The organism is Binatus sp. (SeqCode) (assembly GCF_035272065.1).
Lineage (GTDB): Bacteria > Desulfobacterota > Binatia > Binatales > Binataceae > Binatus.
In genome coordinates this window covers 1-12,408 of sequence record NZ_DATEQZ010000082.1, presented here as the reverse complement: position 1 = coordinate 12,408, position 12,408 = coordinate 1, and the positions used below count along the sequence as shown (strand labels likewise).

11 protein-coding genes and 1 pseudogene are annotated in these 12,408 nt (G+C 62.5%); 3 read left to right on the top strand and 9 right to left on the bottom strand.

The window, feature by feature from the left end; genetic code table 11:
• Nucleotides 1-241: 241 nt before the first annotated feature.
• From VJX68_RS19165 to VJX68_RS15445, 5 genes and pseudogenes are all read right to left on the bottom strand, one after another.
• A pseudogene (locus tag VJX68_RS19165) lies at nucleotides 242-1,092 on the bottom strand (SDR family NAD(P)-dependent oxidoreductase).
• Between the two features lies 1 nt (nucleotide 1,093).
• On the bottom strand, nucleotides 1,094-2,809 hold the full coding sequence (locus VJX68_RS15460; RefSeq protein ID WP_324096612.1) for an FAD-dependent oxidoreductase: 1,716 nt from the start codon (nucleotides 2,807-2,809) through the stop codon (nucleotides 1,094-1,096).
• An 8-nt stretch (nucleotides 2,810-2,817) separates the two neighbouring features.
• Complete coding sequence (locus VJX68_RS15455; protein WP_324096611.1) at nucleotides 2,818-4,011, bottom strand: flavin-dependent monooxygenase; 1,194 nt, start codon at nucleotides 4,009-4,011, stop codon at nucleotides 2,818-2,820.
• A 65-nt stretch (nucleotides 4,012-4,076) separates the two neighbouring features.
• A complete protein-coding gene (locus VJX68_RS15450) occupies nucleotides 4,077-5,252 on the bottom strand; it encodes a helix-turn-helix transcriptional regulator (protein ID WP_324096610.1) in 1,176 nt (391 codons plus the stop codon).
• Between the two features lie 52 nt (nucleotides 5,253-5,304).
• Nucleotides 5,305-6,375 (bottom strand): 3-ketosteroid-9-alpha-monooxygenase, oxygenase component, encoded by a 1,071-nt coding sequence (locus tag VJX68_RS15445; RefSeq protein ID WP_324096609.1) that lies wholly within the window; start codon nucleotides 6,373-6,375, stop codon nucleotides 5,305-5,307.
• 125 nt (nucleotides 6,376-6,500) lie between these two features.
• Here VJX68_RS15445 and VJX68_RS15440 point away from each other — a divergent pair, with 125 nt between their 5' ends.
• Nucleotides 6,501-6,908, top strand: coding sequence for a GFA family protein (locus VJX68_RS15440; protein ID WP_324096608.1), 408 nt, complete (start codon nucleotides 6,501-6,503; stop codon nucleotides 6,906-6,908).
• Nucleotides 6,909-6,939: 31 nt separating this feature from the next.
• Complete coding sequence (locus VJX68_RS15435; protein ID WP_324096607.1) at nucleotides 6,940-7,590, top strand: 2-hydroxychromene-2-carboxylate isomerase; 651 nt, start codon at nucleotides 6,940-6,942, stop codon at nucleotides 7,588-7,590.
• Nucleotides 7,591-7,602: 12 nt separating this feature from the next.
• On the opposite strand, the gene VJX68_RS15430 is transcribed toward VJX68_RS15435, so the two are convergent.
• The 4 genes from VJX68_RS15430 to VJX68_RS15415 all read right to left on the bottom strand — a co-directional run bounded on the left by VJX68_RS15430 (nucleotide 7,603) and on the right by VJX68_RS15415 (nucleotide 11,271).
• Nucleotides 7,603-7,932, bottom strand: a complete 330-nt coding sequence (locus VJX68_RS15430) for an NIPSNAP family protein (RefSeq protein ID WP_324096606.1) — start codon at nucleotides 7,930-7,932, stop codon at nucleotides 7,603-7,605.
• 124 nt (nucleotides 7,933-8,056) lie between these two features.
• On the bottom strand, nucleotides 8,057-9,133 hold the full coding sequence (locus VJX68_RS15425) for an adenylate/guanylate cyclase domain-containing protein (RefSeq protein WP_324096605.1): 1,077 nt from the start codon (nucleotides 9,131-9,133) through the stop codon (nucleotides 8,057-8,059).
• A gap of 39 nt (nucleotides 9,134-9,172) precedes the next feature.
• Nucleotides 9,173-10,567 carry a glutamate decarboxylase gene (gene gad / locus VJX68_RS15420; protein ID WP_324096604.1) on the bottom strand — a complete coding sequence of 465 codons (1,395 nt, stop codon included), beginning with the start codon at nucleotides 10,565-10,567 and terminating at the stop codon, nucleotides 9,173-9,175.
• 50 nt (nucleotides 10,568-10,617) lie between these two features.
• Nucleotides 10,618-11,271 (bottom strand): MarC family protein, encoded by a 654-nt coding sequence (locus VJX68_RS15415; protein WP_324096603.1) that lies wholly within the window; start codon nucleotides 11,269-11,271, stop codon nucleotides 10,618-10,620.
• 213 nt (nucleotides 11,272-11,484) lie between these two features.
• Here VJX68_RS15415 and VJX68_RS15410 point away from each other — a divergent pair, with 213 nt between their 5' ends.
• Nucleotides 11,485-12,120 carry a hypothetical protein gene (locus VJX68_RS15410; protein ID WP_324096602.1) on the top strand — a complete coding sequence of 212 codons (636 nt, stop codon included), beginning with the start codon at nucleotides 11,485-11,487 and terminating at the stop codon, nucleotides 12,118-12,120.
• The last annotated feature ends 288 nt before the right edge of the window (nucleotides 12,121-12,408 follow it).

Here is a 12,408-nt window from a genome sequence, read left to right as displayed (position 1 = left end):
TTGGCGCTCGCGCCGCCGCCGCCGAACCGGTCTGTCACGATGACTGCGGCGCCTGCGTTTGCGGCTTCGATCGCTGCACACGCTCCGGCGGCGCCGAAGCCGGCGACCAACACGTCGCAGTGATCCTCCCATGCGACGGACTGCTCGCCATCGGCACGGATCGGCGCGCCAATCGGGGTTGCCCCCGAATTGCTCGCGTCGATCGCGGTGTCAGGTCCGATGCTGGACGTGGATAGCGCCTCTACTCGATTACTATCGGCGAAAATTCGGTTGGCGGACCAAGGTAGTCACGGCCCGACGGCGGCTGATTGCCGTCGATGTCTTTGACGCCGTAGCGATCGGCGAGCTCGGCTGAGAAGAATGTCTGGCCGGTCAATTCCATGCGCTTGGGATCGTTGTAAAGGGCGTCGATGATGCGGCCGCCGAACTCGGGCGACTCGGCGACTGCGAGCATCGGTCCGTACTTCGACTTGTTGGCGTGGATCATCATCACCTTTTCAGTCTTCACCAGGCCAAGCCAGACCGAGACGACCACAACGTTGTGCGGTTTGAAGTCGTGCGCCATGTCGTGGGACATCTTGTCGACTCCCGCCTTCGCGGCGCCGTAAGCGGGGCCGTGCACATAAGCTTTCGCGCCCGGCGACGACGAGTTGAAAACCACGCCGCCGTTGCGGATGAGCATTCGCGCGGCGAGCCACGTCGCGACGTAGTTGGAGCAAAGGCCTACGTCAAGCACCTTCACAAACTCGAGCGGCTTGTTCCAGAACGGCCCGGACTCGGTGAGGCCTCGGGAATCGCGGTGGCGTTGTTGACGAGGATGTCGAGGCGTCCGGACTCGTTCTCGATTCGCTTGAACAGCGCACGCACCTGGTCGTCGTCGCTATGATCGCAGACCACAGCGACACCGCGACCGCCGCGCTTCGTGACCTCGTCGGCGGTGGCGGAGACAGTGCCGCCGAAAGGATTGTCGCCGGCTTTGGCGCTGCGGCCGGTGACATAGACGGTCGCGCCCGCGGCGCCAAGCGCAATCGCGATTCCCTTGCCGACTCCCAGGCTCGCACCGGTTACGAGCGCGACACGATCTTTCAGCATCTTAAACTCCCGCCAGGTGGTGTGCGGCAATGTAGCCGAACGTCATCGCCGGACCGAGGGTCGAGCCGGCGCCGGGATAGCTCGGGCCCATCACGGCGGCCGAGGTGTTGCCGGTCGCGTAGAGGCCGGGAATCGGCTGACCGTCGTCGCGCAAGACGCGCGCGTACTCGTCGGTCAGCAAGCCGCCCTTGGTGCCGATGTCGCCGGCGTCGATGCGCATCGCGTAGAAAGGAGGCTTGGCGATCGGCGCGAGGCACGGGTTCGGCTTCACGTTGCCGTCGCCGTAGTAGCGATCGAAATTGTCGCTGCCCTTGCCGAATTCCTTGTCGTCACCGGTCGCGGCGTACTGATTCATCCGATCGACAGTCTCGCGCAACCCTTTCGCATCGATTCCGATTTGACTGGCGAGGGCGTCGAGCGATTCGCCCTTGAAATAAACTGTGCCGGCCCATGCCGCCGGCAGCGATTTGTCGGGACGCACCATGCCGGGCAGCAGCGGGCCGCATGGATACTTGCGGCGGAATTCGGCATCGAAGACGAGCCACGCCGGCATGTTGGCGTTGCTCTTTTCGTTATCGGCGTACATCGCGTAAACGATCTCGCTGTAAGGCGCGGCCTCGTCGACGAAGCGCCTGCCCAGCCGATTGACCATCACACATCCGGGCAGATTGCGCTCGACGAACAGCGCGCGCCGCTTCTCGCGGCCCATAATGAAAACTGTCGGCGCCCACCACGCATGATCCATCAGCGCCACCTGCGCGCCGACGCCCTGCCCCGCGCGGATCGCGTCGCCGGTGTTCGAGGGCGGAGTGACAGTCCATTCGGCGCGCGTCGGCTTGGGCAGGTACTCGTCGCGCATCGCCTGGTTGTGCTCGAAACCGCCGGCGGCGAGGATGACGCCGCGGCGCGCCGCGATGCGAATCGTTTTGCCGTTCTGAGTTGCGACGAGTCCCACGACGCGGCGCGCATCAGTCACCAGCGAATCAAGCGCGGTGTTGAGCCAGAGCGGGACGCCGCGATCCATCATCGAGCGCCGCAGCGAACCCACCAGCGAGCTGCCCAGCGTGAGGCGGCGGTCGCGCTTGCTGCGAAGACGCCACGGGATATCGAGCCAGTAGCGCGCCATGCGACGGATGAAGAGCGTGGTCCATCCGCGCTCCTTGCAGAGCATGACGTGCGCTTCGCCGGCCGTCATCGCGACGCGTCCCGCGATCAGCGTGCCGGGCTGCGGCGGCCGCATGCGCGCGAATTCGTCGCCGAGGCGCGCGGCGTTGAATGGTAACGGATCCATCGTGCGGTAACCGGGCTTGGAGCCCAGCAGCGACGGGTAGTAGTCGGAATAATTGGGCATCGCGCGATATCTGAGACAAGTTCTCTGTTCGAGGTAACGCACCATGCGCGGCGCGTGTTCGAGGTAAGCGAGCAGGCGCGCCTCGGAAACCATCCCGCGCGTCGCGGCCTTGAGGTAAGCGAGCGCGTCGTCGTGGCTGTCGTTGGCTCCTGCGGCTGTCAGGAGATGATTGCACGGCACCCATACGCCGCCGCCGGAGATCGCGCTGGTGCCACCGTACTGGTCGCTTTTTTCGAGCACTACGACGGACTGGCCGAGATCATGCGCGGCGATCGCGGCGGTCAATCCGCCCGCGCCGGAGCCGACGACGACTACGTCGAACTCATGATCCCAGTGCGCGTCGCTGGGGGACGCGCCGAGTCTCATCCCACTGCTCATATGAAGAAGTCGGTGTTGCCAAGGCCGAGCAGCACGCCGCCGTAGTTGCGTCCGAACTTGTCGGGATTGTTGGCGTAGTGCATGCGCGCCGCGTGGATGTCCACGAAAAATCGCCCGATGGGATTGTCGGTGTAGAGCCCCTGGCCGCCGCAGGCGTGAAACAGGCGATCGATGTGCTCGGCGCATCGTCCTGCGACGGCGGCGGACTGATAGCGGTAGTGGATGCGGTCGTTGACGTCGAGCGCGTCGCCGCGGCGCAGCGTCGTCATCATAGCAGCGAAGTTTCGATGCAGCGCCAACTTCATGTCGTCGATAGCCAGAGCGGCGTCTGCCGCCGCGAGCGCGGCCGCGGGATCCTCGGCGGTGCGGCCCATGTCGTTGATGCTGACGCGCTTGGAGCCGTACTCGCGAAACGCGGTGAGCGCGCCCTGCAACGCGCCGATCGACGCGGTCGAGACTGCGCGCACGAAAATTTGTCCGAAGGGCAGCTTGTACAGCGCGGCGGGATTGGCGCTCAAGCCGGGACTGGTGCCCGCGAAGCCGTCGATAGCGCGAAGTGTACGATACTCGGGGACGAAGGCGCTGTCGATGACGACTTCCTTGCTGCCGGTGCCCTTGAGGCCCACAGTGTGCCAGTTGTCGTTGATCGTGATGTCGGAGCGCGGCACGAGGAAGGTGCGATAGTCGGGCACACCATTTTTCGACGACACGATGCCGCCGAGGAAGAGCCAGTTGGCGTGATCGACGCCGCTCGAGAAGCCCCATCGCCCGTTGAATCGAAAGCCACCGTCAACACGCTCGACCTGTCCCTTGGGCATATAGCTCGACGCGATCAGCACCGAACTGTCCTTGGCCCACACGTCTTCCTGCGCGCGCGGATCGAACAGCGCCAACTGCCAGTTGTGCACGGCGACGACGCCGTAAACCCATCCGGTGGACATGCATCCTTCGGCGAGCGTCATCTGGATGTCGAAGAAGACGCCGGGGTCGAGTTCGTAGCCGCCGTAGCGCTTGGGCTGGATGACGCGGAAGAGGCCGGCCTGCTTGAAGTCGGCGATTGTGTCGGCGGGAATCGAGCGGTTGTGCTCGGCTAAGGGGGCGCGCTTGGCGAGAGTCGGGACCAGCTCGCGCGCTCGGGCCAGCAGCGATCGGGCGAGGTCGGTCTCGTTGCTTTCGGTGGAAGATTTCACGTGATGCAAAGAGTCGCGTGATATTTCCGCGGATTCATCGTCCGAAAAGACTATGACTACGGCGCTTAGCCGAGCCAGATCACGCTGCTTAGAAGGACGCGGACGAGGGTCGTCTGGCGGGTCACGCCGATTTTCGAGAAGATCGCGCGCAGATGGGCGCGGGCGGTGTTCTTGCGGATGTCGAGTGCGTCGGCCGCTTCGTCTAGCGTGAGGCCGTTGGCGAGAGCGAGCGCGAGGGAAGCTTCCGCCGGAGTGAGGTCGAACAATCGGCGGACCATTTCGCGGGACGCCTCGGACTTGCGCTCGGCATCGCGGATGAAGAGGGCAACCGACGGGCGGCGCTTGGCCTTCGACGAACCGGTATTGGGCAGACTGCGGACGAGCACGCCGAGCTTACCACGCGACGCTTTGCGAGTGATCGAGATCGCGTCGACGACGGCCGGCCGGCCACCGCTCTCGCCGCTCAGCGCCTGTTTGACGAGCCGCTGCAGTTCGCGATTCTCCGCAGGTAGGTCGGCGCGCAATGCGCCGTTGGCGAGGCGCAGGCCGTCGCCTTCGCGCAGCACTTCGTCGGCTACCGGGTTGCTGTTCAACACAGCGCCGGTCTCGTCAAGCGTCACCGTGCCGACCAGCATGCGATCGACAGTGCCGGCATACAGGCGACGCTCGGAATCCATCAGCTCGAGCTGCGAATGGAGGCGCACGGCGCGCTTGAGATGAGGCAGAATGCTAGTGCATAGGAGTTTGTCGTTCTCTGAGAACGGGGGCTCGCGATGCGGACGCGCGACACGCAGGCGGCATTCGAGGCCGTCATCGGTGCGGATGTCCGCGCCCAACGCGTGCAGGATGTCGAGCGGCTTGAGGAACTGTTTGTAGAACTCGCTGTCGCGCCAGTTCGCGTCGCCGATCAGTTCATTGACGGTGAAGACGCGGTCCGGCGGCAGATCGACGAAGGGATCGAGCGCGTAATAGTGTTTGTTGTATTCGGCTTCGCGAGTGATCGGCCAATCGCCGGCGGAGTTCACCATCAGCGGTTCGAGCTCGGCGGACGGCGGCCTCAGCATCAGCGTGACGTAGCTGGCGCGCAGGTGGCGCCGGAGCAGGTCAAGCGCAGTTTTCCAAGGAACCGCTTCGAGCGGACCTTCGTAGATTGCGGCGAGGAGTTCACTGAAATCGGACAGAGATAGCGAGACTGAATCGTGAGGAGAGTCGCTCCGCGTACGCTGAGGCGCCTTGCGCATCCTTCTCATGTACGCCAAGGCGTCGATAACTGCGAGATGCGATGGGTTGAGCTTAATCTTCGAATACGTGATGCGGCGGTGGCGGATTGGATAGGCCGGCGTTCAGCTCGACGACCTGGCGCTTGATGGCTTCTTCGGGGACGTCCGCGGCATCAAGGTAGAACTGCCGATACCATTCGCGCAGTTGGTAGATGGGCCCGTCGCCCTCGCATAGGAGGGGATTGTCGATGCGGACCTTGTTATCCCAGATGGCGACGTCCTGGTAGAAGCCTTGCTGAATGCTTTTGATGTAAGCCGCGACGATTTGTTGAGACATCACTTCGCTCAGGCCTTCCATTTTTCGGACGATCATGCCGAAACGCAGGTCGAAGCACCTCAGATGAATGGGGAGGTGGCAGTTGAGCAGGATGGAATCGATCGGGAAGCCGCCCATCTCGCCTTTCATCTCAGTGATCTGATAGGCGGGCCCGAAGTAGGTCGCGCAGGTCGCGAGGCTGCCCTGATTTCCCTGCGTGCCCGAGCCGATCATAATCTGCGTCGCCTTATGAGCCTGGAATATGTTCGCGAAGTAATCCACCGGCGCGCCGTGCACGACCGGGAAGTGCGCCATGTCCGCGACGTTGTCGATCAGCTCGCGGCAGTTGGTGTTGATGGTCCACTTCTCGATTACCCAGTCGCTCCACTTGTCGGAGAAGCAGGCGTCGATGCGCGGAATCGAGACCTCGGGCGGCGGCGGATTGTTTTCAGGATCGTTCCATACGAACAGCAGCTTGTTCTGCTCGCAAGTAGGCCACGACTTCACGCGCGCCTTGGGCGGGATACGTTTGCTGTAAGGAATATTGTTGCACTTGCCGTCGGCGCCCCAGCTCCAGTTATGAAATGGGCATAGGACAGAATTGCCGCGCACCTGGCCGCGGCTCAGATCGGCGCCCATGTGCGGGCAGTAACTGTCGAGGATGTGAACCTGTTGATCCTCGCCGAGGTAGGCGACGAGGCGGGTGCCGAAAGCGTTGACTGTGTGCGGCTGGCCGTCCTTGTAGTCCGCGGCAAGCCCAAGGCAATGCCATCCGCGAGCGTAGCGATCCGCGATGGGAGAAGCCTCAATCGTATGTGTCAGCGCCATGGCCCGGCCCTCCGCCATTTAACCGTTGTCGATGCTGGCAATCCGATTCACACGCGGCATCGTCTTTTTGGACGATAGCGAGCATCATGCTTTTGCGGAATTGTTTGAGACAGGAGGAGACCTCGATGGCATCAGTGACAGGCGGCTGCGCGTGCGGCGCGGTTCGATACCAATGCTCGGCGGATCCAATCATGGCCGCCAACTGCTATTGCAGGGACTGCCAGCACTCGACGGGGACCGCGATGGCGTCGGTGCTCCTGGTGCCGAAGGCGGCATTCAAGCTCACCGGGGAGCTGAAGCATTACGAAGTCACGGGCGATAGCGGCGGCAAGGTCAGCCGGGGATTTTGCCCGAATTGCGGCTCGCCGATTCTGTCGATACTGCCGGCGATGGCGGACTTCGTCGCGCTGAAGGCGGGCAGCCTCGACGACCCGTCGCAGTTCAAGCCGATGATGCAGGTATATATGAAGAGCGCGCCGCCGTGGGCGCCGGTCCGCGACGATCTACCGAAGTTCGACAAGCAACCCGGCTGAACTCATTTCGAAGACCCGCAGGAAAATCCGGATGACACTCGAATACGATCTGTTCTGGTCCTTTCGCTCGCCCTATTCCTATCTCGTGACACCGCGCCTGATTGAATTCGAGCGCGAGTTCGACGTGAAGGCCAATGTCCGCCCGGTCTATCCGATCGCGGTCCGGATTCCCGGTTTTTTCAAACAGGTGAATCCAATGTGGCCGCCCTACCTGTTTCGCGATTGCACGCGTATCGCCGAGATGCTGGGCATGCCGTTCGCCTGGCCCAGTCCCGATCCGATCGTCATGAACATGAGCACCGGCGAGGTGGCGAAGGAGCAACCGTATATCCACAGGCTGACCAGATTAGGCATCGCCGCGGCTGCGGCAGGCAAGGGATTGCCGTTCCTCGCGGCAGTGAGCGGCGTGATTTTCGGCGGCGTCAAGGACTGGCATCTCGGCGGGCATCTGGCGGGCGCGGCGGATCGTGTGGGGCTGGACCTCGCGAAACTCGATGCGGAAATCGAGCGCGATCCGGAGCGTTATGACGCGGTGATCGCCGAAAACGAATCCGCGCAGAAACGCGCCGGCCATTGGGGCGTCCCGCTGATGGTGTTCAACGGTGAGCCGTTTTTCGGGCAGGACCGCTTCGATCTGTTGCGCTGGCGCATGCAACGAAACGGACTCACCCGCCGCCGCTGACGGCGACTCGCCTCACTTCAGCACGGAAAACGAGGTCGGCACCAGGATGCTATTGGTGATCGAGGCGACGATCGGGCCGCCGTCGGCTTCGCTCCTGGCGCGCGCCTCGATCCATTCGGGATCGGCAGCGAAGGCGCCGAATTTCTTGTCGCGATCAGCCAGCGATTCCCATTGCAGCATATAAACCAGGTCGGAATTCGACTCGCCGATCGCCACCGTCCAGAATCCGACCTGCTTGATGCCGTGCTTCTCGAACAACCGGCAGGTGACGGTGTCGAAGCGTTTAATGATCGAGGGCAAGCGTCCCGGGACGCAGTGATATACGCGCAGCTCATAAACCATCTCGTCTCTACTCCTCAGGAAAGCGATCGATTCTGAAATTCCTTATGACTTGCACGCGCAGGGCTATCCGCTCAACTCGTCGAGCAGCGACTTGGCGTCCTTCAGGTCGGCGGTGTCGAAACCTTCAGTAAACCAGTTGTAGATGTCGGCGAGCATCGCGCGAGCATCGTCGCGATGTCCCTGCTGGTCGAGCAGGCGCGCGAGGCTGGTGGTCGCGCGTAGTTCCAACATTTTGGAGCTCATCTTTTGCGCGAATGCGATCGCGTCGCGGAAGTCGGCCGCCGCCGCTTCTGGCCTGCTCGGATGCACGCGCGAGCGCTTCCATCTCGCGCGCGCGGCCGACGAACTTCGTAAGTCCGCGTCCTGCGGAGCGTTGCAAGCGGGTGCACAGCGGCCCGAACCCAGTCACCTCGTAAACATTGACTGGTTCGGTGACGCCTTTGACCTTGGTCGGACCGAGCGGCTTGAGTGCGAAATAGCCCTCGACCAGTTTGCGCGTCTGCTCGCTGACGGCGATCGAACCTGTAGGCGCGAGCGCCTGCATCCGCGACGCGAGATTGGTCGTGTGGCCGATCGGCGTGTATTCGGTATGTCCTTCGCCGGTCGCGATCGAACGCACCACCACTTCGCCGGTGTTCACACCGACGCGCGCCTCGATCGGCAGATTGCCAGCCTCGCGCAACCGCGCCGAATACTTTTTCAGTTCCTCCTGCATTCGCAGCGCCGCATACAGCGCGCGTTGCGGATGATCCTCGTGCGCGACGGGCGCGCCGAACAGCGCGAAGATGCCATCGCCGGTGCTCTGCACGATGTAACCATCGTAGCGCCGCACCGCGTCGATCATCAGCTTGAGCGCCGGATCGACGATCGCGCGCGCCTCTTCGGGATCGAGGTCCTGCTCGAGCTCGGTCGATCCCTTGATATCCGCGAACAGCGCCGTGACCGTCTTGCGCTCGCCGTCGGCGGCGGACGCTTCAAGCGGCGCGTCGGAGGCTACTCGAATCGGCGAAGCATCTGAATTGCCTCGCGCCGTCGATGGACGAGCGGCGGTCGCCAGCGCGGCGCCGCAATCTCCGCAGAACTTCTTTTCGGGCGGATTATCCGCGCCGCATTGGGCGCATCGATTTGCTAGCGCGGCACCGCAGTCACCACAAAACCGCTTGCCCGCCGGATTTTCGGTTCCACACTTTTCACAGCGCATCGGCCAATCCAATCTTCTCGTTGAATCGAACGCTACCCGTCAGTTGTGATTGTAGCCACCGGCTTCGGTTTCGGTGAGTGGGCGTGAAATGGGATGCTTTTCGAGCAGCGCCATCGAACGGCGGATGTCTTCCAGCAGCAGGTCGCCCAGGTCGCGGCTCACGCCGTGGCGGACCAGTATTCGCTGGACTACGAGATCCTCGCGGTTCGGCGGCATCGAGTAGGCCGGCACCTGCCATCCGCGTGCGCGGAGCCGATCGGAAAGATCGTAGAGCGTGAAGCCGTAGTCCGTCCCCTCGTTCAGCATCCAGCAAACCGCGGGAAGTCCGCCGTGCCCGCCGTGAAGGACGCGGAACGGCCCCATCTTGTCGAGCTCAGCCGCGATGTGTTGGGCGGTGTGGTAACAGGCATTCTGGATTTTCCGGTAGCCTTCGAATCCCAGCCGCAAAAAATTGTAATACTGGCAGACGATTTGACCGGCCGGACGCGAAAAGTTCAGCGCGAAGGTCGGCATATCGCCGCCCAGGTAGTTGACGTGGAAAATAAGATCTTCCGGCAGGTCCGCGTGATCACGCCATACCACCCAGCCCACACCAAGCGGCGCCAGGCCAAACTTGTGCCCCGACGTGTTGATCGATTTGACTCTCGGCAGGCGAAAGTCCCATGCGAGGTCGGGGTCGCAAAACGGCGCGAGAAAGCCGCCGCTGGCCGCATCGACGTGGATTGGAATGTCGAGTCCGCTGGTCTTCTCAAGATTGTCGAGCGCATGGGCGATAGCCTGAACCGGCTCGTACTGGCAGCACGTCGTCACGCCAAGCGTGGGTACGACCATGATGGTATTTTCGTCGCAACGCGCCAGCGCCTGTTCCGGGCCCATCAGTAACCGGTCACCCTCGACCGGAACCTCACGAACCTCGACGTCGAAGTAGCGGCCGAACTTGTGCCAGCAGACTTGCACCGGCCCGCAAACCAGATTCGGTCTGTCCGTCGACTTGCCCTGCGCCCGCATCTTCGCTCGCCAGCGCCATTTCGCCGCAAGGCCACCGAGCATCGCCGCTTCGCTGGAGCCGGTGGTGGAGCAGCCGATGGTGTTTGAACCGGCGGGCGAATTCCACAGATCGGCCAAGATGTGAACGCATCGCGCCTCGATCTCGGCGGTCTGCGGATACTCATCCTTGTCGATCATGTTCTTGTCGATGCACTCGTTCATCAGGGTCAGCGCCTCGGGCTCGATCCAGGTGGTGCAGAAGGTCGCGAGGTTTTGGCGCGAGTTTCCATCGAGCAACAGCTCGTCGTGAATAAGTGCATAAGCGGTTCGGGGCGAACTCTCGTCGCGGGGAATTCGATGCTTTGGAACCGAAAGGGAAAGATCGCTGGAAGCATAGATGACGTCCGAGGTCTTCCGGCCGGAGTCATGTTTTCTGTGAAGTGACATCCTCGTTCCTCCAGGAGCTGCTTCAATCAGGACGCGAACGAGTCTAGCGACTAGCCGGCAACGTGCGCGAGGGCGCTATAGCCGCTCCAGATAATTTCGATGCCGATGCAAAACAGGATGAAGGCCGAAAGCCGCACCACGACATTGGTGCCCTGCTGGCCGAGCGCGCCGACGGTCCCTTCGGCGAATCGGTAACACACATATATGGTCGCCGCCATCGCGACTACGCCGGCAATGGCCGCGGCTCCGAGGAATGCGAGCTGGGTGAAGGGAACCCGCGGCCGCTGGCTGCCGAGCGTGATGGCGACCGCAATCGATCCCGGGCCCACCGTGATCGGCATGGTGAGAGGATAAAACGCATCGGTCGGTATCTTCGGCTTATGGGCGGTTCGGTCGTCGGCAAACTCATCTCTAGCCTGGAGCAGGCTCCAGCCCGTTGCAGCCACAACGAGTCCACCGGCGACACGCACGATGGGCAAGGTGATTCCGAAGAATTCGAGCACATACGAGCCGACGAGTAGCGAGCCGAGCAGCAGGAAGAAGCTGTTGATCGTCACCCGAAGCGCGAGTGCGTTGCGTTCCGCGTCGGTGCAGTGTCGCGTCAGGCCAAGGAAAATCGGCGCGCCGCCGATTGGGTTCACGATCGGAAACAAGCCCGCGTAAACGAGAAGAAAAGCATTGGCAATGTCGTAGCCGGAGGTCATGCCGCACCAGTCCTTGCCCGCGGGAGGTTGTAGGCTCGCCGGCGGATGACGCAGTCTGATGGGAACCGCTCTCCAGGTCAAATTCCCTGACTGTCAATCGTCGTGAACCTACAGATAGTTTCGTTTTGTGCGTGCTGCTAGACTTGCGGGCGGAACGACGCGCTCGGTGGGGAGGATATGCCGGGGAGCGAGCGGAAATCAGTCCAGCGCCCGATGCCGAAAGCCGGCCGGCCGGCGACGCTCGTCGCAATGCTTGCCGCGACAATCGCGTTCAGCACCGCCGGCTGCATGCTGCCTCTGCTTTCTGCGATACCTTCGGTAATCAATCTCGCCCACTCGGTTTACAAGGCGAACAGCGGAACAGATAACGACGCTGACGCGAAGGAGCAGGACGCCGAGGCGTCCACCGAGGAGACCAGCGCGCCTCCGCCCCAACTGACTCTTGGGAATCTGTGCCAGATGATAGCGATCGCGCATCCGGAGATGGTGTTGGTCGAGTTGCGCAAGAACGGCGCGGGCGCTCCCGAGTACCGTGAACTTCATTTGCAAAATTCCGCGGAAGAAGCGCACTGGACTCCGGTCGTCGGCAACGATACCGGCCCGGACGGCTGGCTGCCCGCGGTGAATTTTCTCAAGATGGACTTCAATCCCCCGCTGACTGCGGCGATTCCCGATGCCGGGACCTGCTACCTCGCATATGCACCGAGCGGGATAGATCCGAACGATCCCAGCAAGGCCGCGGAACTCAGGTCGCGTGCCGGAGGTGAAGTGGGAACTTTCTCCTGGGCCGGACGAGTCTATCAATACACGGTAGCGCGCACGCCGCCCTGCCTTGCTCCGTCTTCGTAGCAGTCTGGCGGCACAGAGCTGTTTCCGCGCGCGTAAGGCGGTCCCTGGCGGAGGGGGTGGGATTCGAACCCACGAGGGACTTTCATCCCTGCCGGTTTTCAAGTTCGACGGAACACAGTCCGCCACCGTCCACACTCAGCAATCTTGTGCACTAGTGGCCTGTAACGGTGACATTGGTATCGGATTCTTGTATCATGAGGCATGCTTGCAGGAGAGTTTTGCTTGACGCCGAGTGAGCGCAGGGAGCTGCGGGATAGGCTGCGCTCGCGCACGCTGCCGGCCGAGGAT